27 protein-coding genes and 1 tRNA gene are annotated in these 23,891 nt (G+C 63.1%); 15 read left to right on the top strand and 13 right to left on the bottom strand.

The window, feature by feature from the left end:
• Nucleotides 1–122 precede the first annotated feature (122 nt).
• Nucleotides 123–1,064 carry a D-alanyl-D-alanine carboxypeptidase family protein gene (locus JYU29_RS00345; RefSeq protein ID WP_250157120.1) on the top strand — a complete coding sequence of 314 codons (942 nt, stop codon included), beginning with the start codon at nucleotides 123–125 and terminating at the stop codon, nucleotides 1,062–1,064.
• Between the two features lie 21 nt (nucleotides 1,065–1,085).
• Here JYU29_RS00345 and JYU29_RS00340 read toward each other — a convergent pair whose 3' ends face one another.
• The 3 genes from JYU29_RS00340 to JYU29_RS00330 form a co-directional block, all read right to left on the bottom strand.
• Complete coding sequence (locus JYU29_RS00340) at nucleotides 1,086–1,691, bottom strand: copper chaperone PCu(A)C (protein ID WP_213982811.1); 606 nt, start codon at nucleotides 1,689–1,691, stop codon at nucleotides 1,086–1,088.
• A 60-nt stretch (nucleotides 1,692–1,751) separates the two neighbouring features.
• Nucleotides 1,752–2,138 carry a hypothetical protein gene (locus JYU29_RS00335; protein ID WP_213982810.1) on the bottom strand — a complete coding sequence of 129 codons (387 nt, stop codon included), beginning with the start codon at nucleotides 2,136–2,138 and terminating at the stop codon, nucleotides 1,752–1,754.
• A gap of 73 nt (nucleotides 2,139–2,211) precedes the next feature.
• Nucleotides 2,212–3,297 (bottom strand): aldose epimerase family protein, encoded by a 1,086-nt coding sequence (locus tag JYU29_RS00330; protein WP_213982809.1) that lies wholly within the window; start codon nucleotides 3,295–3,297, stop codon nucleotides 2,212–2,214.
• 236 nt (nucleotides 3,298–3,533) lie between these two features.
• Here JYU29_RS00330 and JYU29_RS00325 point away from each other — a divergent pair, with 236 nt between their 5' ends.
• On the top strand, nucleotides 3,534–4,193 hold the full coding sequence (locus JYU29_RS00325) for a peroxiredoxin (RefSeq protein WP_213982808.1): 660 nt from the start codon (nucleotides 3,534–3,536) through the stop codon (nucleotides 4,191–4,193).
• Between the two features lie 78 nt (nucleotides 4,194–4,271).
• Here the strand turns inward: JYU29_RS00325 and coaBC are convergent, their stop codons facing one another.
• The 3 genes from coaBC to JYU29_RS00310 form a co-directional block, all read right to left on the bottom strand.
• On the bottom strand, nucleotides 4,272–5,513 hold the full coding sequence (gene coaBC, locus JYU29_RS00320) for a bifunctional phosphopantothenoylcysteine decarboxylase/phosphopantothenate--cysteine ligase CoaBC (protein WP_213982807.1): 1,242 nt from the start codon (nucleotides 5,511–5,513) through the stop codon (nucleotides 4,272–4,274).
• A 110-nt stretch (nucleotides 5,514–5,623) separates the two neighbouring features.
• On the bottom strand, nucleotides 5,624–6,277 hold the full coding sequence (locus JYU29_RS00315) for a hypothetical protein (RefSeq protein WP_213982806.1): 654 nt from the start codon (nucleotides 6,275–6,277) through the stop codon (nucleotides 5,624–5,626).
• A 130-nt stretch (nucleotides 6,278–6,407) separates the two neighbouring features.
• A tRNA-Ser gene (locus tag JYU29_RS00310) sits at nucleotides 6,408–6,497 on the bottom strand.
• Nucleotides 6,498–6,710: 213 nt separating this feature from the next.
• Here JYU29_RS00310 and JYU29_RS00305 point away from each other — a divergent pair.
• From JYU29_RS00305 to JYU29_RS00295, 3 genes are all read left to right on the top strand, one after another.
• Entirely contained in the window at nucleotides 6,711–7,043 is a 333-nt protein-coding gene (locus JYU29_RS00305) for a hypothetical protein (protein WP_250157119.1), read from the top strand.
• A gap of 87 nt (nucleotides 7,044–7,130) precedes the next feature.
• On the top strand, nucleotides 7,131–7,796 hold the full coding sequence (gene msrA / locus JYU29_RS00300) for a peptide-methionine (S)-S-oxide reductase MsrA (RefSeq protein WP_213982805.1): 666 nt from the start codon (nucleotides 7,131–7,133) through the stop codon (nucleotides 7,794–7,796).
• 200 nt (nucleotides 7,797–7,996) lie between these two features.
• Nucleotides 7,997–8,989 (top strand): BMP family lipoprotein, encoded by a 993-nt coding sequence (locus JYU29_RS00295; RefSeq protein WP_213982804.1) that lies wholly within the window; start codon nucleotides 7,997–7,999, stop codon nucleotides 8,987–8,989.
• 99 nt (nucleotides 8,990–9,088) lie between these two features.
• Here JYU29_RS00295 and JYU29_RS00290 read toward each other — a convergent pair whose 3' ends face one another.
• The 4 genes from JYU29_RS00290 to JYU29_RS00275 all read right to left on the bottom strand — a co-directional run bounded on the left by JYU29_RS00290 (nucleotide 9,089) and on the right by JYU29_RS00275 (nucleotide 11,399).
• Nucleotides 9,089–9,523 (bottom strand): hypothetical protein, encoded by a 435-nt coding sequence (locus JYU29_RS00290; RefSeq protein WP_213982803.1) that lies wholly within the window; start codon nucleotides 9,521–9,523, stop codon nucleotides 9,089–9,091.
• A gap of 78 nt (nucleotides 9,524–9,601) precedes the next feature.
• Nucleotides 9,602–9,814, bottom strand: a complete 213-nt coding sequence (locus tag JYU29_RS00285) for a SlyX family protein (RefSeq protein WP_213982802.1) — start codon at nucleotides 9,812–9,814, stop codon at nucleotides 9,602–9,604.
• A complete protein-coding gene (locus tag JYU29_RS00280; RefSeq protein ID WP_213982801.1) occupies nucleotides 9,811–10,239 on the bottom strand; it encodes an acyl-CoA thioesterase in 429 nt (142 codons plus the stop codon). The genes JYU29_RS00285 and JYU29_RS00280 overlap by 4 nt, the downstream gene beginning before the upstream one ends.
• Nucleotides 10,239–11,399 carry an iron-containing alcohol dehydrogenase gene (locus JYU29_RS00275; protein ID WP_213984169.1) on the bottom strand — a complete coding sequence of 387 codons (1,161 nt, stop codon included), beginning with the start codon at nucleotides 11,397–11,399 and terminating at the stop codon, nucleotides 10,239–10,241. The genes JYU29_RS00280 and JYU29_RS00275 overlap by 1 nt, the downstream gene beginning before the upstream one ends.
• Before the next feature lie 139 nt (nucleotides 11,400–11,538).
• On the opposite strand from JYU29_RS00275, the gene JYU29_RS00270 reads away from it, so the two are divergent.
• Genes JYU29_RS00270 through deoA form a run of 8 tightly spaced genes read left to right on the top strand, consistent with a single transcriptional unit; the run spans nucleotide 11,539 to nucleotide 18,670 of the window.
• Nucleotides 11,539–13,071 (top strand): ABC transporter ATP-binding protein, encoded by a 1,533-nt coding sequence (locus JYU29_RS00270; protein WP_213982800.1) that lies wholly within the window; start codon nucleotides 11,539–11,541, stop codon nucleotides 13,069–13,071.
• The gene (fosX, locus tag JYU29_RS00265) at nucleotides 13,068–13,487 is read left to right on the top strand and encodes a FosX/FosE/FosI family fosfomycin resistance hydrolase (RefSeq protein ID WP_213982799.1); all 420 of its coding nucleotides are present in this window, start codon (nucleotides 13,068–13,070) and stop codon (nucleotides 13,485–13,487) included. The genes JYU29_RS00270 and fosX overlap by 4 nt, the downstream gene beginning before the upstream one ends.
• Nucleotides 13,484–14,035 carry a cysteine hydrolase family protein gene (locus tag JYU29_RS00260; protein ID WP_213982798.1) on the top strand — a complete coding sequence of 184 codons (552 nt, stop codon included), beginning with the start codon at nucleotides 13,484–13,486 and terminating at the stop codon, nucleotides 14,033–14,035. Before fosX ends, JYU29_RS00260 begins: the two co-directional genes overlap by 4 nt.
• Nucleotides 14,032–15,168: an ABC transporter permease gene (locus tag JYU29_RS00255; RefSeq protein ID WP_213982797.1), complete on the top strand. Its 1,137-nt coding sequence runs from the start codon at nucleotides 14,032–14,034 to the stop codon at nucleotides 15,166–15,168. The genes JYU29_RS00260 and JYU29_RS00255 overlap by 4 nt, the downstream gene beginning before the upstream one ends.
• Entirely contained in the window at nucleotides 15,168–16,139 is a 972-nt protein-coding gene (locus JYU29_RS00250) for an ABC transporter permease (protein ID WP_213984168.1), read from the top strand. The genes JYU29_RS00255 and JYU29_RS00250 overlap by 1 nt, the downstream gene beginning before the upstream one ends.
• 4 nt (nucleotides 16,140–16,143) lie before the next feature.
• Nucleotides 16,144–16,542, top strand: a complete 399-nt coding sequence (locus JYU29_RS00245) for a cytidine deaminase (RefSeq protein ID WP_347879825.1) — start codon at nucleotides 16,144–16,146, stop codon at nucleotides 16,540–16,542.
• Entirely contained in the window at nucleotides 16,539–17,354 is an 816-nt protein-coding gene (locus tag JYU29_RS00240) for a purine-nucleoside phosphorylase (RefSeq protein ID WP_213982796.1), read from the top strand. The genes JYU29_RS00245 and JYU29_RS00240 overlap by 4 nt, the downstream gene beginning before the upstream one ends.
• A gap of 2 nt (nucleotides 17,355–17,356) precedes the next feature.
• Nucleotides 17,357–18,670 (top strand): thymidine phosphorylase, encoded by a 1,314-nt coding sequence (deoA, locus tag JYU29_RS00235; RefSeq protein WP_213984166.1) that lies wholly within the window; start codon nucleotides 17,357–17,359, stop codon nucleotides 18,668–18,670.
• A gap of 330 nt (nucleotides 18,671–19,000) precedes the next feature.
• Here the strand turns inward: deoA and JYU29_RS00230 are convergent, their stop codons facing one another.
• From JYU29_RS00230 to JYU29_RS00220, 3 genes are all read right to left on the bottom strand, one after another.
• Nucleotides 19,001–19,543 carry a retropepsin-like aspartic protease family protein gene (locus JYU29_RS00230; RefSeq protein WP_213982795.1) on the bottom strand — a complete coding sequence of 181 codons (543 nt, stop codon included), beginning with the start codon at nucleotides 19,541–19,543 and terminating at the stop codon, nucleotides 19,001–19,003.
• Between the two features lie 89 nt (nucleotides 19,544–19,632).
• Nucleotides 19,633–20,259 carry a uracil phosphoribosyltransferase gene (upp, locus tag JYU29_RS00225; protein ID WP_213982794.1) on the bottom strand — a complete coding sequence of 209 codons (627 nt, stop codon included), beginning with the start codon at nucleotides 20,257–20,259 and terminating at the stop codon, nucleotides 19,633–19,635.
• A gap of 95 nt (nucleotides 20,260–20,354) precedes the next feature.
• On the bottom strand, nucleotides 20,355–21,329 hold the full coding sequence (locus JYU29_RS00220) for an adenosine deaminase (protein ID WP_213982793.1): 975 nt from the start codon (nucleotides 21,327–21,329) through the stop codon (nucleotides 20,355–20,357).
• A gap of 120 nt (nucleotides 21,330–21,449) precedes the next feature.
• Between JYU29_RS00220 and ubiE the strand changes: the two genes are divergently transcribed.
• Both ubiE and ubiB read left to right on the top strand, forming a co-directional pair.
• Entirely contained in the window at nucleotides 21,450–22,226 is a 777-nt protein-coding gene (gene ubiE / locus JYU29_RS00215) for a bifunctional demethylmenaquinone methyltransferase/2-methoxy-6-polyprenyl-1,4-benzoquinol methylase UbiE (RefSeq protein WP_213982792.1), read from the top strand.
• Nucleotides 22,227–22,239: 13 nt separating this feature from the next.
• A complete protein-coding gene (ubiB, locus tag JYU29_RS00210; RefSeq protein ID WP_213982791.1) occupies nucleotides 22,240–23,811 on the top strand; it encodes a 2-polyprenylphenol 6-hydroxylase in 1,572 nt (523 codons plus the stop codon).
• The last annotated feature ends 80 nt before the right edge of the window (nucleotides 23,812–23,891 follow it).

The following is a 23,891-nucleotide window of genomic DNA, read 5'->3' as shown; positions in this document are numbered from 1 at the left end:
GCTCACAACCTGCATCGGAAACACGCCGGCGCATTGTCGGCGCAAGCCTGACGTGGCACGAAGCGGATAATCGCCTGATGCCTTTCTGTTCAAGCCTGGCGCATCCGCGCCGGAGGATCCTCTTGCCGCACTCAACCACCCGCCGCGTTTTTCTGTCCGCCCTTGTTCTGCCGCTTGCCCTGGCGCTCGGCGCCTGCAGCACTACGAGCAGCACCACGGCCTCGCTGACCCCGATCGCGAATGCCGTTCCGCCGCTTCCATCCGAGCGCTATTCGGCCATCGTCGTGGACGCCACCAGCGGGCGCAAGCTTTACGGCTATGAAGATACGAGCCAGCGCTTTCCCGCATCCATGACCAAGATGATGACGCTCTATATGCTGTTCGAGCAGATGCAGAGCGGGCGCATAGACAAGAACACGATCATCCCCGTTTCCCCTTATGCCGCCTCCCGTCCGCCAACGAAGATCGGCTTCCGGCCCGGCGAAGGCATTGATGTGGAATCCGCCATCAAGGCGCTGATCACGCGCTCGGCCAACGATGTCGCCACCGCGGTCGGCGAGTTCATCGGCGGCGGCTCCGAACAGCAGTTCGCGCTGATGATGACGCAGAAGGCGCGTTCCATCGGCATGCGCGACACGCGCTTCGAAAACGCCTCCGGCCTGCCCGATGCGATGCAGGTGACGACGGCAAAGGACATGGCGACGCTTGCCATCATGCTGCGCCGCCAATTCCCGCAATATTATCCCTATTTCTCCGTCACGGAGTTTTCTTATCGCGGCAAGACGATCCGCGGCCACAACCGCCTCGTTGGCGGCGTGGAAGGCGTGGATGGCATCAAGACCGGCTATATCCGCGCATCCGGCTTCAATGTCGCGACGTCGGTGACGCGCAATGGCCGTCGTCTCGTTGTGGTGGTGATGGGTGGCGCCAGCGCCAAGCAGCGTGACGGGCAGGTCGCCCAGCTGATCGAAGCCTTCCTGCCCTCGCGCAATGGATCAGCCAGCCTGCCGGGCGCCCTTGCGGTGCTCGACCCCGGCGCTCTGCCCGGGGTCGATGCGGACTAAGATCCGCGACTAAGGGATCCGCTACTTGGCGTGGGTGCTGTGATCGCCCGCGCCTTTATCCATGGCGTCCTTATCCATGGTACCATGATCCATTGAACCATGGTCCATCGCGCCATGATCCATCGCGCCATGGTCCATTTTGCCACCCGGCTTTCCGCCGATGGCTTCCACGGCATACTTCACCTCGACCGAGCCGGCCTTTTCGAATGTGAGCGTGCCCTCGAAGCCCTCGCCCTTCTTGGCCGGCTGCTTCAGGCCCACAAACATCAGATGATAGCCACCCGGCTCCAGCGTCACCGTTTCGCCGGCCGGAATTTCGACACCACCATCGACCGGGCGCATCGTCATGACGCCGGTGTTCGAATCCACCGACATCTGGTGGATCTCGCCCTTGTCGGAAATGGCGGACGTCACGGACACGAGGCGGTCGGCCGTGTCACCGGTGTTCTTGATCGAAAGGTAACCGGCCGCAACCTTGGCGCCGGGCGGCGTGGCGCGCGACCAGGGATGGCCGATCTCGAGCGAACCGGCCTTGTATTCGTGGGCGGAAGCGAAGGGGCTGGCGGCAAGCAGAAGGGCCGCACCGAGGCCGGCTGCGCGCAGTGGCGACAATGAAAACAGGGTCATGATGGAAGATCCGATTGGAGCGCATGTGTGCGCCTTGTTGAAACTGAGAAGCGGTTGGTCTCAGGCCGAAATCGGAGGTCCACGCGGGCGATGGGCATAAAGATCGTTCGTCAGCCGGATGGGTGTTGCAGCAAAGCCCTGTTCGAGCCGGGCCGCAATCAAAACGGGACTTACCCAGCCATGCTGCGGCGGCGGCGCCGAGGCGATGGACGCGAACAAGCAACCTGCACTGCAACAAGCCGGCACGGCGCCATGATCGGCCGTGCGGTTGTGTTCACCGCCTTCGCTCAGGCAAAGCAGATTGCCGAAAATGTCGCGCTGCGGACCGGACGTCATCGCGCCGGCGGCAAAGGCGCCGAGCGTGAACTGCAGCAGCACCGCGCATGCCAGCAAGAGCGCCAGACAAAGCGCCCCGACCTTTTGCCGTTTGATGCTGCCGTCGATCATCGGCCTGGCTCTTAGCACAAGGGGTCGCCGGGCGACAGCATCACCCGGCCTTGCGGCATTATGCGCCAAGCGCTTATCCGAGATCGGGTGCCTGCGCGGAAAAGCGGTAGATCGATTGATGGCGATAGGTTTCGCCGGCCTCCAGCCGCGCGCTCGGGAAATCCGGCCGGTTGGGCGCATTCGGCCAGGACTGCGGTTCCAAACAAAGCGCATCGCCCTGCCGCGCGATCTGCCCGTATTTGCCGGCCACACCGGCGTTCAGCATGTTGCCGGAATAAAACTGCAGCCCGGGCTGGTCGGAATGCAGCTCCATCACGCGGCCGCTCGCCGGATGGTGAAGCCGGGCCGCCAGACGCGGGGCCTGGTGCGGCTTGTCGGCTAAACAAAAGCAGTGGTCATAGCCTTTCGTGGTGAGCAGCTGGTCATCCGCCGTGCGCAGATCGCGCATGATCGGCTTGGCCTCCCGGAAGTCGAACAGCGTATCCGCTACCGAACGGGGGCTTTCTTCGGGAATGAGGTCGCTCGCCACCGCCAGATAATGGTCGGCCGGCATCTGCAGACGGTGATCCAGCACACTTCGCAGATGCTCGACGCCGCCCAGATTGAAATAGCCGTGATGGGTCATGCCGATGACGGTGGTGCGATCGCTCGTTGCTTCGTAGCGCATCGACAGTTCACCTGGGTTCGTCAGCCGATAGGTGACAGTGGCCGTGACCTCGCCGGGAAAGCCCTGGTCGCCATCCGGGCTCACCAGACCCAAACGAACAAACGGCTCCGGCTCGGTGCCCAGATCCTCGATTGTCCAGAGCTTCTGGTCGAACCCTTCCGGTCCCCCATGCAGGACGTTCTTGCCTTCATTGGTGGCGATGTGGATCACCTTGCCGTCCAGCTCGAAGCGACCGCCCGCGATGCGGTTAGAAAAACGGCCGATCGTTGCACCGAAGAACTGCCGTTTGACCCGATAATCTTCCGGATCGTCATAGCCGAGCACGACGTCGGCCATCATGCCTCCCGCATCCGGCACGAACAGCGCCTGCACCGCCGCACCCAGCGTGATGATGCGCACATCAAGTCCGCCGTCCTGCGCAAGCCTGATGCAGTCCACGCTGCGGCCATCCTTCAAGACGCCGAACGTCGTGCGTTCGATTGTTCCAGCCATCCGATCCTCCCTTGCTCCTGGTCTTATGCCAGATCCGGCCATCGAGCAGCAGCCCCTCCCATACGATCCTTAAACCCGCGAGCCATCGGAAACGACATTCCAACGGAGCCACTCCTCGCAGATGGTTTCTTCCAGGCCAGCCGCCGGCGCGCAGAATTCTGCCTCGCCCTTTCAGCCAACCGCACTATGATCAGTTGCTAACCTGTCCGCCACGCCAATCGTCAAGGGAAGCCCGCATGAGCCTTCGTATCAACGACACCGCCCCGGATTTCACGGCCGAAACAACCAAGGGCACGATCCATTTCCATGACTGGATCGGCGACGGCTGGGCGATCCTGTTCTCGCATCCCAAGAACTTCACGCCGGTCTGCACCACCGAGCTCGGCACGATGGCCGGCCTTCAGGACGAGTTCGCCAAGCGCAACGTCAAGATCATCGGCATCTCGATCGATCCGGTGGAAAGCCACGCCCAGTGGAAGGAAGACATCACCACGGCCACCGGCTATTCCGTGGATTATCCGCTGATCGGCGACAAGGATCTCAACGTCGCCAAGCTCTACGACATGCTGCCGGCCGATAGCGGCGAAAGCTCGGAGGGCCGCACGCCGGCCGACAACGCCACCGTGCGTTCGGTTTACGTCATCGGCCCGGACAAGAAGGTCAAGCTGATCCTGACCTATCCGATGACCACCGGCCGCAACTTCGACGAGATCCTGCGCGCGCTGGATTCGATCCAGCTCACCGCCAAGCACAAGGTCGCGACACCCGCCAACTGGAAGAACGGCGACGATGTCATCATCACCGCCGCCGTGTCGGATGATGAAGCCAACGAAAAGTTCGGCTCCTTCGAGCGCGTGCTGCCCTATCTCCGCAAGACCAAGCAGCCTTCCGCTTAAACCCGAAAAGGCCTCCCAAGGCTAAAAAGCCGGATGCGCGAGCGTCCGGCTTTTTTCATGGGCGAAGGCCGCATCCCCTCAAACGGTGATCGAGTCCAGCCGGCGTGCAATGAGTTGGGCCAAGCGCTCGGCGACTTGGGCCTTGTCCATTTCCGGCCATTCCTCGATGCCGGAACGGCTGACGATCTTCACGCGGTTGCGTGTTCCGCCCATCACGCCGCCTTCATTGACGCCGCTTGTGACAGAGACATCGTTGGCGACGATGAAATCGGCGCCCTTGCGATCGAGCTTGGTTGTGGCGTTCTCGCTCACATCCTGCGTTTCGGCGGCAAAGCCGACCACAAGAAAGGGCCGGCGGGCATGTCTGCCGATGCCGGCCAGAATGTCTGGGTTCTCAACCATGGCAAGCGTCGGCGGACCGCCAGCGCCCTTCTTGATCTTCTGATCGGCCTGCGTATCCGTGCGCCAATCCGCAACAGCCGCCACCATCACCGCCGCATCCGCCGGCAACAGCGCTTCCACCGCGTCTTTCATCTCCCGCGCCGTTTCGACATGGGTGGTGTGAACGCCAGCCGGATCGGGAAGGGTGACTGGTCCAGACACGAGCTGCACATCGCCACCCAGCCGCGCCAGCGCTGCGGCGATTGCGTGCCCCTGCTTGCCGGACGAGCGGTTGGCGATATAGCGCACCGGGTCGATCGGCTCATGCGTCGGGCCGGAGGTCACGATGATGCGGCGTCCCGCCAGCGGCTTCGGCCCGCCATCCAGCAGGTTTTCGATTTCGGAAACGATCTCCAGCGGCTCGGCCATGCGCCCCTCGCCCGCTTCGTTCTTTTCCGCCATCTCGCCCTTGTTGGGGCCTATGAAATGGATGCCGTCCCCCGAAAGCGTGTCGCGGTTTCGCCGCGTCGCAGGGTGGCTCCACATCGCCGGGTTCATGGCCGGCGCCATCAGAACGGGCTTGGTTGTCGCCAGAAGCACGGCGGAAGCGAGATCGTTGGCATGGCCATGCGCAAGCTTCGCCATCAGATCGGCGGTTGCCGGCACCACCGCGATCAGATCGCAGTCGCGCGCCAGCCGGATATGCCCGACATCCTGCTCGTCCTGGCGGTCGAACAGATCGGTGAACACATGATCGGCCGTCAGCGCACCGACGGCCAGCGGCGTCACGAACTGCTGGGCAGCCGCTGTCATCACAGCCCGCACCGATGCGCCGCGTTCGCGCAGACGGCGAATGAGGTCGAGCGCCTTGTAGGCGGCAATCCCACCGCCGACGATCAAGAGGATGCGCTTGTTCTGGAGCCGCTGTTCAATCGCCATCCGTGTCACTCTCGAAGCCATCCGGTTCCCCGCAAAGACCCGCGGAACCGGGATTGATCATGCTTCGACTGGCTTAGCGTTCCTTGGCCCACGCTGGCAACTGCGCGCCTTCAAACCCGGCGCAGCGATCCGCGTGCGGGGAAAGCGGCGAACACGGCGATCGCGAAGAACATCGGAATACCCAGCTCCAGCACTTCCTCGGCCACAACCGAAAAATAGGTCGGCTGCACATCGATGCCGATCACCTGAAGATTGGAGGACGCGCCGTCCAGCACCTTCGACAGCACCGCGCAGATCGCGCCGGCCAGCACGGCCATGGCAACGGGCTGCATCTGGCGCAGGCCTGCTAGAAAAGCGCGCCAGTATTTGTTCACCAGCGCAACCGCAGTGATGCCAAGCAGGATGAACACCAGAGCACCGAACAGCTTTTCGACGATCGGCACATCCGGCGATACGTAGAGCGTCGTCTTGGTGATGCTGTAGGTGGTGAAATGGGCGTGGAAATCCATTTCGCGCAGGCACATGGCGAGCGGCACGATCACCAGCGGCCAGTTTTCGGACAGGTCGGCCCAGCTCATCTCGCGCATCAGAAGCACGATCACCACGACATAACCGGCCGCCGAGAAGATCTGAACCGGCCCGCCTTCGCTGATGTAGAAAATGCGCATTTCCTCCGAGTTGGTCAGGAACGGCATCACCAGAAGGACCACGATGGCGATGATCGCCATCAGAACATGGATGGTAAACGTCTTTGTGGACTGCATGGAACTTCTTTCAAGACGAACAAAGCCGTCCTCGCCTCAACGCGCCGGCGGGACTGGAATGATGTGAAGGAAAACGAAAAGAACTGCTTCAAAAAGGGCCATGCGTGCCAAATCGCACGAGGCAGAATTCTGGCGGAGAGAGGGGGATTCGAACCCCCGATACGGTTCCCCGTATACACACTTTCCAGGCGTGCGCCTTCAACCACTCGGCCACCTCTCCACGGCCCTCGACAACCGGCACCGTGATGCGCAACGCCGAGGACGCGCGCTTCCTAGTCGATTAACCGGCGAATGCCAAGGGTCTTCGATGCGTTCTGTTCAGCCTTCTTGATCCAGCGCCCATGACGGCCCGTCGCTTTGATGCCGACATTGCGCGAAGCCGCTGCCATGCTTATCTCTAGGCAACACCTGAAACGCACTGCCGGAGCCTCCGTTGCGCCCCATCCGCTTCGCATTCCGCCTGGCCTCGGCCCTTGCGCTCGCATTAGCCGTGATCCTGGCGGTTGGCGACGCGGCAAGAAGCATCGCGGCGTCGGCGCTTCAAGTCACGCCCTTGATCACGAGCTGGCTGCAAACGGCACCAGCCGGTGCAGAAGCGGCGCAGAACTGGGTGCAGACACAGATGGGCGCGGCCTGGTGGGACTGGATCCTTCTGCCGGTGCTCAACCTGCCCGGCTTTGTTGTGTTCGGCCTAATCGCGCTTTTGTTCTACGCGCTCGGCGCCAAACCAAAGCCGCCGCTTGGACGGATCGCAGGCACGGCCTGACGCGTTGTGCGTTCACGGCACGACCAACACAGATTGACCGATGATGCCGCGGTGGACCGCTGCATCCCGAAAGGAAAGGCATAACCTATGTTTTCCATTACCGATCTCCTGAACAAGAAGACCGCAATGCCAACGGCCGACAATGCGCTGCCCGGCCGCGAGCAACCGATCCCCACCGCGCACGAGCATTATGTCTCGCACATTCCGCTCAAGGGCGAATTGCCCGATGGGCTGGAAACGGTTTACTTCGGCATGGGCTGCTTCTGGGGCGCCGAGCGCCTGTTCTGGCAGACGCCCGGCGTTTATCTGACCTCGGTCGGTTATGCCGGCGGCATCACGCCTAACCCGACCTATCGCGAAACCTGCACCGGCCTCACCGGCCAGGCCGAGGTGGTGCGTGTGGTGTATGATCCGGCCAAGATCACCTTCCCCGAACTGCTGAAGATCTTCTGGGAAAACCATGATCCGACGCAAGGCATGCGCCAGGGCAACGATGTCGGCACGACCTATCGCTCCACGATCTATGCCACGACCGACGCGCAGCTGCAGGCGGCGATCGCGTCGCGCACGGCCTATCAGCAGGGCCTGTCGCAGTCGCGCCTGGGTGAGATCACCACCGAGATCGAGCCGGCTCCGGTGTTTTACTTCGCCGAAGAAGAGCACCAGCAATATCTCGCCAAGAACCCCGGCGGTTATTGCAACCTGCGCGGCACCGGCGTCGAATGCGTCGGCATGGAACAGGCGGCCGAGTAACCGCTCGTTGCGAGCAGAACCGGGAAGGTTCTGCTCACCATCCCCTCATCAGGCCAAAATTGCGCGTGAAATTCAGGTCTTCGCGTGCAACATTGGCGTTCAAGCGGGGCGTTGACCCTGTTACCGGTCGCGATCCGTCAGCCTGGCTGAAAAGAGTTCGTGGCTGTCAGTTAAACAAAACAAACAGGGGTGCCGACACGATGAAATCCTTCCTTCTAGGCCTGCTGACCGCAACGGCGCTGAGCGTACCCGCTTTGGCGCAGGAAGAGGTTGCGCCGGCGCTGTTGTTTGATCTCGGCGGCAAGTTCGATAAGTCCTTCAACGAATCGTCCTATCATGGCGCCGAGAAGTTCAAGGGCGAGACCGGCATCGATTACGTCGAGTTCGAGATTTCGAACGAAGCCCAGCGCGAACAGGCCGTGCGCCGCTTCGCCGAAGACGGCCGCAACCCGATCGTCGCAATCGGCTTCGCCTGGACCTCGACGCTCGAGACCATCGCCCCCGAATTCCCTGAAGTGAACTTCGCCATCATCGACGCGGTGGTGGATGCGCCGAACGTCCAGTCGGTCGTTTACAAGGAACAGGAAGGCTCCTACCTCGTCGGCATCATGGCCGCGCAGGCGTCCCAGTCCAAGAAGGTCGGCTTTGTCGGCGGCATGGACATTCCGCTGATCCGCAAGTTCGATTGCGGTTATGTCGGCGGCGCGAAGTCTGCGGGTGCCACGGACGTGATCCAGAACTACACCGGCGACACGCCGGCTGCCTGGAACGATCCAACGAAGGGCGGCGAGATCGCCAAGTCGCAGATAGGCCAGGGCGCGGACGTGATCTATCATGCTGCCGGCGGCACCGGCATCGGCGTGCTGCAGGCCGTTGCGGATGCCGGCAAGCTCGGCATCGGCGTCGATTCCAACCAGAACATGCTGCATCCCGGCCAGATGCTGACCTCCATGGTCAAGCGCGTGGACGTCGCCGTTTACAACGCCTTCAACGACGCCAAGAACGGCACCTTCAAGGCCGGCACCAACGTGCTCGGCATCAAGGAAGGCGGCGTCGATTACGCCATGGACGAGAACAACGAGAAGCTCGTCACGGAAGAAATGAAGGCTGCGGTCGAAAAGGCCAAGGCAGACATCGTTTCGGGCGCAATCGAAGTGCACGACTACATGTCGGACAACACCTGCCCGTATTGATCGGCCTTAACGGCCAACAAAAAAAGCCGCCGGATGCTCTCCGGCGGCTTTTTTGATTATGGATGATCGCTCTGCCTGATCGGCAGGTCCATTCCGTGATTACTGGAGCCAGCCTGCCAGCGCCGGCGCCAGTTCCGGATGGGTTACGAGGCTGCCGATGCCTGCCAGCACGAGACCTGCGCCAAAGGCTGCAACGGCGCCTGTCAGAATATGCAGGGGAATGGTGCTCTTTATCTCGGCGGTCGGTTTGCGCCCGCGATCATTGGCCGGCCACATCATGCGCAGGACGCGGGTCTTGCGCTGTCCGAGCTGCTTGAGGCCGTCGGTGCGTCGGCGCCATTCGCCATCGACGGTGGTGGGTGTCGAACAATCGGCGCCGCGAAGGCTGGCTGGATCGATCGGACCGCGGCTGCGGAAGGCCACCACTTCGCCGCGCGGCGCTGCTTCATTCCAGGCTGGACCACGCGTTGATCGCGGCGCGAGAACAGCCAACGACCGGTCGGTCGCGTCGATCTCTCTGCAGTCTTCGATCATCGGAGTGTCCGCCAACTTCATTTGTGACAGACAGATAACGGTAGGCTGGCGAACTGGTTCCTGAACAAATGTTCAGTTTCACCAGTGTGGCGGTCTGGTCACGGGGATCTCCGGTGCCGTTTGTTCTTCCAGCTCGAGAAAGCGGTCGGTCAGGGTGGAAAGCTTCTTGCGCAGGCCCTCGATCACCTTCCATTGCTCGGCGATCTCGCCCGACAATTCCTGGATGACGTGATCCTGCTCGGCCGCGATCCGTTCGAGATCGACGATGCGCTCCTGGTCACTCGCAGTCATGAGGCGATGGTCTCCAAAGTGGCGCGCAGGCGATCGTTCAGCGGCTTGGGCCGCCGTGTCTGGCGATCGACATAAACATGCACGAAAAAGCCTTCCGCCGCAGCGGTCGGCTCGTTGTTGCGAAACAGGCCGACTTCATAGCGCACGGAGGATGTCCCAAGCTTGGCAACGCGCAGTCCGGCATGCACCACGTCGGGAAAGGCGATCTCGCCGAAATAGCGGCACCCGGTTTCCACCACGAGGCCGATCTGGTCGCCCTCATGGATGTCGAGCACGCCCCCTTCGATCAGCCAGCCATTCACCGCCGTGTCGAACAAGGAATAATGCACGACATTGTTCATGTGGCCGTAGATGTCGTTGTCCATCCAGCGGGTGGGAATGGCGCGAAAGGTCTTGTAGGCCTCGCGCGAACCGCCCTGCGCCATCAAAACGCGGCCTTGTAGATCGCCAGGGCATCGCTTTCGCTGACCGGGCGCGGATTGTTGACGAGCAGGCGCTGTTGCTTCATCGCGTCGGCTGCAAGCTTCGGCAGATCGGCTTCGGTGATGCCGACATCGCGCAAACGCTGCGGCAATCCCAAACGCTTCGAAAGATCCGCCAGCGCCGCGATAAAGGCCGCCGTCTTGTTTTCCGTTTCGGTGATCTCGGCAAGCTCCGGAAAGGCGTCGGCAGCAATCCCGGCATAAGGTGCCGGTGCTTCCACGGCGTTGAAGCGCAGCACTTCGGGCAGAACCAGCGCGTTGGACAGGCCATGCGGCACATGAAACGTGCCGCCGATCGGATAGGCCAGCGCGTGAACGGCAGCCACCGGCGAATTGGCAAAGGCCTGACCGGCCAGCATGGAGCCCAGCAGCATCGCCGAACGCGCTTCCGCGTTCGATCCATTGCGCACCGCCCGCTCGATATTGGCGCCAAGCAAGCGCAGGGCTTCGCGCGCCAGCGTCTTCGAAACCGGATTGTTGTTGGCGTTGGTGGACGCAAAGGCCTCGATCGCATGCACCATGGCATCGATGCCCGTCGCCGCCGTGATCGCCGGCGGCAGGCCGAGCGTCAGATCGGGGTCGAGCAGCGCGATATCGGGCTGCAGAAGCGGCGAGGACACGCCGCGCTTTTCTTCCTCGCCCACCGTGATGATCGAAACCGGCGTCACCTCCGAGCCTGTTCCAGCCGTGGTCGGCACCAGGATCAGCGGCAAACGCGGGCCTTTTGCCTGTGCGACACCCCAGGCCTGGTCGAGGTCCTCGTTGGAGCCCAGCAGCAGGGCTGCGAGCTTGGCGACATCGAGCGACGATCCGCCGCCGAAGCCAATCACGCCGCTCACACGCGCATCGCGCCCGGCACTCACCGCCGCTTCCAGCGTTTTGCGCGACGGATCGGCCTCCACCTGATCGAAAACAATGACCGCCACGCCGCTGGCTTCCAGCGATTTCAGCGCGGGATCGCAAAGACCAAGCTTGCGCAAACCGGGATCGGTCACGAACAGGATCGTCTTGCCCAGGCGCGGCGCGGCGATGTCGCCCAAACGGGCGGCGCTGCCGGGTTCGAAGATGATGGAGGGAGCGGTGTGGAAGCGGAAGCTTTGAATTGTCATGGGATGGAAATTGACAATCCGCTCCGCATTTGTCGAGAGTGAACCGTCAAGCCCGTCCGGCGGGGCATGACGGAACAGTCGCCATCAGCGGCCATCCCTGATAACAAGAACCATCCGGAAACAGGAACCACGCATGGCGAACGCCGCGATCCAGCTCATCGGCATCAACAAGAGCTTTGGACCCGTCCACGCCAATCGCGACATTCATCTCGACGTTCCCCGCGGCACCATCCACGGCATTATCGGTGAGAACGGCGCAGGCAAGTCGACGCTGATGTCGATCCTCTACGGCTTCTATCAGGCCGACAAAGGCGACATCCTCGTCAACGGAACCAAGGCCGCCATCAAGACGCCCAACGATGCGATCGCGAGCGGCATCGGCATGGTGCACCAGCACTTCATGCTGGTCGACAACTTCACCGTTCTGGAAAACATCATCCTCGGCGCGGAAGGCAATGCTCTTCTCAAGACCAGCATCGCCAAGGCCCGTGCCGAGTTGCAGCGGCTGGAGCGCGAATATGGGCTCGAGGTCAATCCGGACGCCCTCGTCGAAGACTTGGCCGTCGGCCTGCAGCAGCGCGTGGAAATCCTGAAGGCGCTGTATCGCGGCGCCGACATTCTCATTCTGGACGAGCCCACCGGCGTTCTGACGCCAGCCGAAGCCGACCACCTTTTCCGCATCCTGGCTCGGCTGAAGGAAGAAGGCAAAACCGTCATCCTCATCACCCACAAGCTGCGCGAGATCATGGCGATCACCGACAATGTGTCGGTGATGCGCCAGGGCACGATCGTGGCGACGCGCAGAACCGCCGACACCACCGTCGAGGAACTGGCCGAACTCATGGTCGGCCGCCGCGTCCTCCTGCGCGTCGAAAAGGGTGCCGCCAATCCCGGCGCGGTGAAGCTGTCGGTCGACAACCTGACCGTGCGCGATGGACGCGGCGTCGAGATGGTAAAGAACGTGTCCTTCGATGTCCGCGCCGGCGAGATCGTCGGCATTGCGGGCGTCGCCGGCAACGGCCAGTCCGAGCTGATCGAAACCATTGCCGGTCTGCGCAAGGCCGTGTCCGGCAAAGTCCTCCTCGACAACCAGCCGATCGACGTCACCGGCACGGCCGATCCCGGCGAGCTTCGCGACCGCGGCCTCGCCCATGTGCCGGAAGACCGCCACCATGTCGGCCTCGTGCTTGCCTATGAGGAACAGGAAAACGCCATTCTCGGCTACCACGATCAGAAGAAGTATCTCTCCGGTCCCTTCCTGAACCGCGCCGCCATTCAGGCCGATGCGGAAGAAAAGATCCGCGACTACGACATTCGCCCGGCCAATCCGCATCTGAAAACGGCGAACTTTTCCGGCGGCAACCAGCAGAAGATCGTGCTGGCCCGCGAGATCGAGAAAGATCCCGGCGTCCTCATCGTCGGCCAGCCCACGCGCGGCGTCGATGTCGGCGCCATCGAATTCATCCACAAACGCCTCATCGCCATGCGCGACGCCGGCAAGGCCGTGCTGCTCGTTTCCGTCGAGCTCGACGAAATCCGCTCCCTGTCCGACCGCATCCTCGTGATGTTCGACGGCCGCATCGTCGGCGAGCGCGAAGGCGAAGCGGATGAAGGCGAGCTTGGCCTTCTGATGGCTGGCGTGGAAGGCCGAGAGGCTGCGGAATGATCCAGGGCCTGTCGCACATGACCTTTATCGTCAGCGATCTGGAGCGCATGACCACCATCCTGACCGAGGTGATGGATGCGCGCGAGATCTATAGCAGCGGCGACGACACGTTCTCGGTTTCACGCGAGAAATTCTTCCTGATCGGCGAGCTCTGGATCGCCATCATGGAAGGCGATCCGCTGCCGACCCGCACTTACAATCACGTCGCTTTCAAGATCGATGACGCTGACTTCGACCTCTACGTTCAGCGCGTGGAACGGCTCGGCCTCGACATCCGCCCGCCGCGCCCGCGCGTGGAAGGCGAAGGCCGTTCCCTTTATTTCTACGACCTGGACAACCACATGTTCGAACTGCACACGGGCACACTGTCCGAGCGGCTTGCGCGCTACAAGCACGCCCCGGAGGCCGCGGCATGAGCACGCCTGCTCTTCTCGTAATCGATATGCAGAACGCAATCGACGATCCCGTCTGGGGCCGGCGCGGCCAGCCCCATGTGGAAGACCGGATCGCGCTGCTTCTCGAAGCCTGGCGCGCCAGGCGGCTGCCGGTTGTTCATATTCGCCACGATTCCACGAGCGCGACCTCGCCCTACCGGCCGGGAACGCCGGGTAACGACTTCAAGGAGATCGTCGCCCCCATTCCCGGCGAAGCCGTGATCGACAAGCGCACCAACAGCGCCTTTATCGGAACGGATCTCGTGGATGTGCTCGACGAACTGCAGATCCGCCAGCTGATCGTCACGGGCGTGCTGCTGGAGAACTCGGTGGAAGCAACGGTCCGCATGGCCGGCAATCTTGGCTTCGAGGTCATCATTCCCGACGATGCGGTGGCAAGCGTCGACCGGACCGACCGCAACGGTCGCCACTGGACCGCCGAGGACGTTCATGCCCTGACCCTGGCGATCCTTGAGGGCGAATATGCGCAGATCTCGACGACGCAGACCGTGATCGAGGCCCTGCCATGAGCGTTCCCTACGCCAAGCTCCCGCGCTGGGTTGATTACGGCCTGATTCCGCTCATCAACCTCATCGTCGCCTTTGCGGTCGCCGGCCTCGTCGTGCTGCTCGTCGGCGAAAGCCCGTTGCGCGCGGCCGCGATCATGGTGGAAGGCGCGTTCGGGCGGGGACAGAACATCGCCTATACCTTGTTTTACGCCACGAGCTTCATCTTCACCGGCCTCGCCGTCGCGGTGGCCTTTCACGGCGGGCTGTTCAACATCGGCGGCGAAGGCCAGGCCTATGTCGGCGGCCTCGGCGTCGTGCTGGTGGCCCTCAACCTCGATGGCGTGTTTCCCTGGTGGGTGAACTTCCCGCTGGCCGTGATCGGCGCGGGACTGGCGGGCGCGCTCTGGGCGCTGATTCCGGCTTACCTCCAGGCCAAGCGCGGTTCGCACATCGTCATCACGACGATCATGTTCAACTTCATCGCCGCCAGTCTCATGGTCTATCTGCTGGTCGACGTGTTGAAGCCGCTCGGCCAGATGGCGCCGCAAACGCGTGCCTTTGCCGAGGGCGCCCAGCTGCCGAAGCTCAACTGGATCATCGAACTGTTCGGCGCGAAGATCCGCTCCGCTCCTTTCAACATTTCCTTCCTGCTGGCTCTGCTCGCCGCCTTCGGCGTCTGGGTGCTGATCTGGCGCACCAAGCTCGGCTATGAAATCCGCACCCAAGGCCATTCGCCCAAGGCCGCGCGCTATGCCGGTATCGGTGAAGCCCGCATCATCATCATCACCATGATGATCTCCGGCGCGCTTGCCGGCATGATGGCGCTCAACCCTGTGATGGGCGCGCAGAACCGGTTGCAGCTCGATTTCGTGACGGGCGCAGGCTTCGTCGGCATTGCGGTGGCGCTGATGGGGCGCTCGCATCCCGTCGGCATCGTGCCGGCCGCGATCCTGTTCGGCATGCTTTATCAGGGCGGCGCGGAAATCGCCTTCGAGATGCCCGCGATCAGCCGTGACATGATCGTGGTGATCCAGGGTCTGGTGATCCTGTTTGCGGGCGCGCTCGAACACATGTTCCGCCCGGCGATCCAGACCTTCTTTGCAAGTCTCGGCGCAGGCAGATCCTCTGTTTCGCCAAACGAGGGTCGTGCGTGATGGAGTTCTTCGCCACCCTCATCACCGTGCTCGATTCAACGGTGCGCCTGTCGATCCCGCTGCTTCTTGCAGCCCTGGCCGGCCTTTATTCCGAACGCGCCGGCATCTTCGACATCGGCCTGGAAGGCAAGATGCTGGCCGGCGCCTTTGCCGCCGGCGCTGCCGCCTATATCACCGGATCGGCCTGGGCGGGCTTCGGAATGGCGGTGCTCGTTGCCGTGGCACTGGCGCTCGTGCACGGCTTTGCCTCCATTACCCATCGCGGCAACCAGATCGTGTCGGGCGTCGCGATCAACTTCATCGCCGCCGGCTCCACCATCATTCTGGGCCAAGCCTGGTTCTCGCAAGGCGGCCGCACGCCGACTGTGGGCGGTGACGCGCGCTTCAACGAGATCACCCTGCCCGGCGCAGATGCCGTGCGCGATGTTCCAATCCTCGGGCCGATCTATTCCAACCTGATTTCCGGCCATTCCATCCTGGTTTATCTCGCCTTTCTGATGGTGCCCTTCACCTGGTGGGTGCTTTACCGCACGCGCTTCGGTTTGCGTCTGCGCGCGGTCGGCGAAAACCCGGCGGCGGTTGATACGGCCGGCATTTCCGTGCCATGGCTGCGGTATCGCGCCGTGATCTGCACCGGCGTCCTGTCGGGCGCGGCCGGTGCCTATCTCGCGCTCGCCATGAATGCCGGCTTCGTCAAGGACATGACGGCCGGCCGCGGTTATATCGCGCTGGCAGCCCTGATCTTCGCCAAGTGGAAGCCGGTGCCGGTGATGTTCGCCTGCCTTCTGTTCGGCTTCCTCGACGCTTTGTCGATCCGCCTTCAGGGCACGCCGCTGCCGCTCGTTGGCCGCGTGCCCGTGCAGTTCATGCAGGCGCTGCCTTACATCCTCACCGTTATTCTGCTTGCCGGCTTTATCGGCAAGGCCATCCCGCCGCGCGCTGGCGGCGTGCCTTATGTGAAGGAGCGCTGATCCCGTGTCTGCCACGAGTGAGCTGTTCGATGCCGCCCGCGCGGTGATGGAAAAGGCCTATGTGCCTTATTCCAAGTTTCCGGTGGGCGCGGCCCTGCGCACATCGGACGGCCAGATCTTTGCCGGCGCCAATATGGAAGTCGCCTCCTATCCCGAGGGCTGGTGCGCCGAAACCACCATGCTCGGCCATTGGCATATGGCCGGCGGCGGCCCGATCGACGAGATCGCGGTTGTTGCCGAGCGCATGGACGAGATCACGCCCTGCGGCGGCTGTCGTCAGCGCCTGGCCGAGTTTACCCGCCCCGACACCAGGCTGCATTTGTGCGACCAGAACGGGGTCACGAAGACCGTCACGATGGGTGAGATCCTGCCGCTCGGCTTCCGCGCCGATCTGCTGAAATGACCCATGCGGCCGAGCATCTGCGCCAACAACTGAACGGCCTTGCGCCGACCGTTGCCGTGGTGCTCGGCTCAGGCCTCGGCGGGCTGATCGACGAGGTGGAGAACGCCATCCGCATTCCGTATGCCGACCTCGACGGCTTTCCCCCAAGCGGCGTCAGCGGACATGCCGGCGCCGTTGTTGCCGGCACCTTTGCCGGTCAACCCGTGCTGTTTCTAGCCGGCCGCGCTCATTATTACGAACAGGGCGACGCCGCCGCGATGCGGCCCGCCCTCGAAACGCTGGCCGCGCTCGGCGTCACGCATCTGTTTCTCACCAATGCCGCCGGCTCGCTTCATCCCGACATGCCACCGGGATCGGTGATGATGATCAGCGACCATATCAACTTTTCCGGCCTCAACCCGCTGATCGGCGAGCCGACCGATCGCCGCTTCGTTGGCCTCACTGCCGCCTACAACCGGGAGATGTGCGATCGACTTCGATCGGCGGCTGACGCCGTTCAGGTCGAACTGCATCACGGCATCTATATGTGGTTTTCCGGCCCTTCCTTCGAAACGCCTGCCGAGATCCGCATGGCGCGCACTCTGGGTGCCGACGCCATCGGCATGTCGACCGTGCCCGAAGTCATTCTGGCCCGCTTTCTCGGCTTGGAAGTCGCGGCCTGTTCGGTGATCACCAATCTCGCCGCCGGGCTAAGCCAAGCCGAGCTGTCGCATGGCGAAACCAAGGATGTCGCGCCCCTGGGCGGCGCCAAGCTCGCGTCCATCCTGCGCCACCTGTTTGCCACCGGCGGCTTTTCCGCACCGGCGGCGTGACCGTGCTGGCGCAGGAGGTCATTGCCCGCAAGCGCGATGGTTTTCCGCTCGGGCCTGCCGATATCCGAGCCTTTGTGTCCGGTATAACCGACAATACCATCTCGGAAGGCCAGATTGCGGCGCTCGCCATGGCGATCCTCCTCAACGGCATGAACCGCGAGGAAGCGGTCGCGCTGACGCTCGCCATGCGCGATTCCGGCGATGTGCTGCATTGGTCCGACCTTCCCGGCCCCACCGTCGACAAGCATTCCACCGGCGGCGTGGGCGACACGGTTTCTTTGGTGCTGGCCCCGATCCTCGCAGCCTGCGGCGCTTATGTGCCGATGATTTCCGGCCGCGGCCTCGGCCATACCGGCGGCACGCTCGACAAGATGGACGCCATTCCCGGTTATGCGAGCGAGCCCGACACGAGCCTGTTTCGCTCCACCGTGCGCGACAGCGGCTGCGCCATCATCGGCCAGACCACCGCGCTGGCCCCTGCCGACAAGCGCTTCTATGCGGTGCGCGACGTGACGGCGACGATCGAGTCCGTGCCGCTGATCACCGCATCCATCCTGTCCAAGAAGCTCGCCGCCGGGCTGAACGGGCTCGTGCTCGACGTGAAGCTCGGCAACGGCGCCTTCATGGCGCGCGCACGTGATGCACGGGACCTCGCCCAAAGCCTGGTGGATGTTGCAACAACCGCCGGCCTGCCCGCTTCCGCCTTGATCACCGACATGGACCAGCCGCTGGCGGACGCCGCCGGCAACGCGGTGGAAGTCGCCGCCGCCGTCGATTGTCTTACCGGCCGCCGTCGCAACGTCCGCCTGATTGAGGTCACACTGGCGCTCGCCGCCGAAATGCTGGTGCTCGCCAGACTGGCCCCGACACAAAGCTCCGGTCTCGCCCAGGCTACCCAGGCGCTTCAAAGCGGTGCCGCCGCCGAGCGCTTCGGGCGGATGGTAGCGGCTCTCGGCGGTCCGCGGGATTTCCTCGATCGCACCGCCGATCATCTGCCAAAGGCACCGGTTATCCGTCCCGTGGAAGCGCAAGCCACCGGCTTCGTCACGGGCATCGCCACGCGCGACATCGGGCTTGCCGTGATCAATCTCGGCGGCGGCCGCACAATGCCGGACGATCCGGTCGACCCGTCCGTCGGCTTCACCGAACTTGCGCCCGTTGGCACGGAGATCAGACCAGGCGATCCGCTCGGTTTCGTGCATGCACGAACCGCCGATCAAGCAGAAGCCGGCGCTGCTGCCTTGCAGGCCGCTTATGCGATCGGACCGTCCAGACCAAAACCTGGAAAGGTCATTTTGCGGCGGATTGGGGTGTAGGAAACCGAGGGCTGGCGAAGGGCGAAACGCGATGTTATATTTCTGGAGTGGAGCCGGGAGCTGTAACTCCCGACCCCGTTGCCTAGAACGTTACGAATGAGACCCGGAAGCGAACAAGCCAGCCGCTCCGGGTCTTTCGTACTTCCAGGGTGATGATGGGAAGAACCATCGCTCACCTCCAGTTCAGGACAAAGCCGTTGCCTCGGCCGAAGGGGCTTATCCCCTCCGGTACGCCGCTGGCTGGCGCGTCTGCTTCTGCCCTGTTCCTGTTCTAGCTGAGGCCATGCACGCGCGAAAGCGAAATGTTCGCGCTCAGGTTGCATCGAATTGCTACTGTTCCAGCACCATGCCGTCGCCATCCACATGCCAGCGGGCGAGGCGTTGGAGAAAGCTGACGCCGATCAGGGTGGAAGACAGCGCCTTGTCGTTCAGCACAACCGCCGGCACGTCGCGGGCAATGATGCGGCCGATCTGAAGCTCGCGGATGGTTGCTGCAGCCGCTGCTGTCTGGCCGTTGGCGGTTTGCACCTGATGTCTGAAATCGGCTGGCTTCACGGAAACACCGATGCGGCGTGCGGTGGTTTCGTTGATCGCAACGAGGCTGGCGCCGGTGTCGATCACCGCCTCCACAGACCGGCCGTTCAGCTTGAAGCTGGCGACGTAATGGCCGGCACGATTGGCCGGGATCAGCACGCGGCGGTTCTGCGGCGCGCCGCTTGTGTTGCCGTCATCGGCCGCAGCACCCGTTACCTGCACGGCGTTTCGCCGGCCACCGAACAAGCGCAGAACAGCATCCGGATTGGACTCATAGACCATCGGCACCGCCACGGCGGCGGCGATCAACAAGCCAGCGGTAACGGCCAGGCGGATCATGACGCACCTCTCGGCGCCCGGTGTGGCACAACCGGGCAAAGAGGTGCGTTAAGGAATGCGGCCGACTTGGTTGAAGGGTTAAGCTTGGCTTACTTCGTGCCGTACAAACGATCGCCGGCGTCGCCCAGACCAGGCACGATATAGCCCAGCTCGTTGAGCTTTTCGTCGATTGCCGCCGTGAACACCGGCACATCCGGATGCGCCTTTGTGAAGCGCTCTATGCCTTCGGGCGCCGCCAGCAGGCAAACGAAGCGCAGATTGGTCGCGCCGCGCTCCTTCAGCTTGTCGATAGCCGCAACGGCGGAGTTGGCGGTCGCCAGCATCGGGTCGACCACGATCACCAGTCGGTTTTCGAGATCGCTCGGCGCCTTGAAGAAGTATTCCACCGCTTCGAGCGTCTCATGGTCGCGATACAGGCCGACATGCGCGACGCGGGCTGCCGGCACGAGGTCGAGCATGCCGTCGAGCAGACCATTGCCGGCGCGCAGGACCGAAGCGAAAACCAGCTTCTTGCCTTCCAGCGTCGGCGCTTCCATTTCCTGCATCGGCGTGTCGATGGTGCGGGTGGTGAGCTCCAGATCGCGCGTCACTTCATAGCAAAGCAGCAGCGAAATCTCGCGCAGGAGCCGCCGGAAGCTTGCGGTCGAGGTTTCCTTGGACCGCATGATGGTGAGCTTGTGCTGAACAAGCGGGTGATCGACGACTGTGACGCCCATAACAAAGAACTCCGACCGCAACGTGGGCGCGACCATAGCGAGCCCGCGCCTGCGGCGAAACCGAAAGCTTCCCCTCAGCCACATATTTCGCGTGGTCAGCGGCGCTTCGGCTCCAGCCTTGCCAGCAGCTCGGCCTTCGTCTTGCGGTCCACGAACGCCGCTTCGATCGCCGTGCGGGTGAGGCCGAGAAGCGCCTTGTCGTCCAGTTTGAACTCGCTGCGCGCGATCTCGTATTCGCGGGCCAGCGAAGTATGAAAATGCGGCGGATCGTCGGAATTGAGCGTCACCTTGACGCCCGCGCGGCGCAGAGCGGGGAGCGGATGGCTGGAGAAGCTGTCATACAGGCCAAGGGCGATGTTGGAGCCCGGGCAGCATTCCAGCACCACGCCTTCCGCTGCGATGCGCTTCATCAAGTCCATACGCTCAACGGCCCGAACGCCATGGCCGATACGCGACGGGCTGAGATGATCGAGTGCCGCTTCCACGCTTTCCGGCCCGCAGAACTCGCCGGCATGAACGGTGATGCCCAGTCCTGCTTCGCGCGCGAAATCGAAGGCGCGCACATAATCTTCGATGTCGCCGAAGCGCTCGTCGCCGGCCATGCCGAAGCCCGCCACCAGCGGATGCTTCGAGCGTGCCGCAAACCGCGCCGCCGCTTCCACGCTTTCCACACCGAAATGGCGCACGCCGGTCACGATCATGCGGCTTTCGATGCCGGTCTTGGCCTGCGCTCGTTTCATGCCCTCGCCTAAAGCATCCGTATAGGCTTCGGGCGAAAGTCCTGCGCGGCGGGCATGATCGGGCGAGGTGAAGAACTCAGCATAGATCGCCCCGTCGCGCGCAAGACTCGAGAGGTAGTGTTCGGCCAGCCTGGCATAATCGTCTTCGGTGCGGAAAAGCTCGGCGGCAGCGTCATAGGCTGCAAGAAAACCAGTGAAGTCCTCCCACACGAACGCGCCGTCCACCACAAAGGCGGACAGGTCCTTGCCATACTTCTGCGCCTGTTTGAGAACCAGATCAGGAGACGCGGCGCCCTCGATGTGGCAATGCAATTCTGCTTTGGGGACCATTCGCCTTTCCTGGCACCGGCCCCATCTCTGGTTGGCCGGCGCGTCTCTTCATCGCGCCACCAAACGTAGCGCTGCGATCATGGCTCGGCTATGGTCGGGTCGGTTCAAGGGATAAATTTGATGTCAGACCAACGTGCCACCGCCGCCGGCGAGATGAACCAGTCCTATGGCTTCCAGCCTGTTGGCGATGGTGAAAAGCAGGGCCGCGTCAACGAGGTCTTCCACAAGGTCGCGCAGCGCTATGATGTGATGAACGACCTGATGTCGGCCGGTCTGCACCGCATCTGGAAGAACGCGATGGTGGCCGCGCTCAACCCGCCGCGGTCGCGCGCCTTTGCGCATCTCGACGTTGCCGGCGGCACCGGCGACATCGCGTTTCGCGTGATCGACGCGTCGGACGGCATGGCGCAATCCACCGTGCTCGACATCAACGGCTCCATGCTGGAAGTCGGCCGCGACCGCGCCGCCAAGCGCAACCTCTTGAACAACTGCACCTTCGTGGAAGCCAACGCGGAAAGCCTGCCTTTCCCCGACCGCACGTTCGACGCCTATACGGTGGCGTTCGGCATCCGCAACGTGCCCCATATCGACGTCGCGCTGAAGGAAGCCTTTCGTGTGCTCAAGCCCGGCGGCCGCCTTCTTTGCCTGGAGTTTTCCGAGGTCGACCTGCCCTTCCTCGAACAGGCCTATGAAGCCTGGTCGTTCAAGGCCATTCCGCCGATCGGCAGACTCGTCACCGGCGATGGAGAGCCCTACCAGTATCTCGTGGAATCGATCCGCAAGTTCCCCAATCAGGAGAATTTCGCGACCATGATCGGCGATGCCGGCTTCGAGCGCGTGACGTACCGCAATTATTCCGGCGGCATTGCAGCCCTGCATTCGGGCTGGAAGCTTTGATCGCGAGCATCCGATGAGCACGCCCGCCGCTTATTTCCGCCTGGCTCGCGCCGGCTGGATCCTGTTGCGCGAAGGCGTTTTCGCAGCCCTTCCCGGTCAGGATCTCGAAGGCATGCCCGCGCGCGGGTTTCGCGTGGCGCAGGTTCTGGCACGCCGCCGCGCCCCCGATGAACGCGCCCAGCGCCTTATCCGCGCAACGCAACTTCTCGGGCCCTCCTACGTGAAGCTCGGCCAGTTCCTGGCGACGCGTCCCGATGTGGTGGGCAGCGATCTCGCGCTCGACCTGACGCAGTTGCAGGATCGGATGCCGACCTTCCCCCGCAAGGAAGCGGAGGCGATGATCGAAGGATCGCTCGGCCGATCCGTGTCGGACCTGTTTGCCCGCCTCGATCCTCCAGTGGCGGCAGCCTCGATCGCGCAGGTGCATCCAGCCGAAATTCTGGATCCACTCGGCGCCCGCAAAGTTGCGGTGAAGGTGATCAGGCCCGGCATCCGCCAGCGCTTTCACCAAGATCTCGACAGCTTCTTTCTGGCCGCCCGGCTGCAGGAGCGGTTCATCCGCGCCACGCGCCGTTTGAAGCCCGTTGAGGTCGCGCAGACCCTGGCGCAGACCACCAAGATCGAGATGGATCTGCGGCTGGAAGCAGCCGCCCTGTCCGAAATCGCCGAAAACACCCGCAATGACCCGGGCTTCCGCGTGCCCAACGTGGATTGGGAGCGCACCGGGCGCGATGTGCTGACGCTCGAATGGATCGATGGCGTCAAGCTCAACAATGTCGAGGCCGTGCGCGCTGCCGGCCACGATCTGCCCGCCCTCGCCACAACGCTGATCCAATCGTTTCTGCGCCACACGCTGCGCGACGGCTTCTTTCATGCCGACATGCATCCGGGCAACCTGTTCGTGGAAGCCGATGGCACGCTGGTGGCCGTCGACTTCGGCATCACCGGACGGCTCGGCAAGAAGGAACGCCGCTTCCTCGCCGAGATCCTGTACGGCTTCATCACCCGCGATTATCGCCGCGTGGCCGAGGTACATTTCGAAGCGGGCTATGTGCCCTATCACCACGACGTCGCCTCCTTCGCGCAAGCGATCCGCGCCATCGGCGAACCTATCCACGGCCAGCCCGCCGAAACCATTTCGATGGCCAAGCTCCTGACGCTTTTGTTCGAGATCACCGAGATCTTCGACATGCAGACGCGGCCCGAACTCGTTTTGCTGCAAAAGACCATGGTGGTGGTGGAAGGTGTCGCGCGCACGCTCGATCCCGCCTTCAACATGTGGCGCGCGGCCGAGCCGGTCGTAGGCGACTGGATCCGCGACAATCTCGGCCCGAAGGGCATGGCGGTCGATGTGCGCGACGGCTTGAAGGCGGCCGTGTCGCTCGCTCGCCAGGCGCCCGAGCTTGCCGCCCGCACCGAGCGTTTATCGATTGCGGTCGATCAGATGGCAGAAAACGGTTTGCGCTTCGATCCCGAAACCGCGCGCGCCATCGGCCGCGAGGAAGCGCGCCGCACCCGCTGGGGGCGCGTCGCCCTTTGGGTGATCGCGCTGTGCATGATCTGGATCGCCATCCAGGTCACCTGAGCCACCCCCATGCGCCCGAGCAAGATCGACATGCTCCTCGCCGGCACCGTGCTGGTGCTCTGCGCCTTCCTGCTGGCCTT

It is taken from the genome of Tianweitania aestuarii (assembly GCF_018457165.1).
In the GTDB taxonomy this organism is placed as follows: Bacteria; Pseudomonadota; Alphaproteobacteria; order Rhizobiales; family Rhizobiaceae; genus Tianweitania; species Tianweitania aestuarii.
The sequence above is the reverse complement of the archived record's forward strand: the minus strand, read 5'-3'. Positions and strand labels throughout refer to the sequence as shown.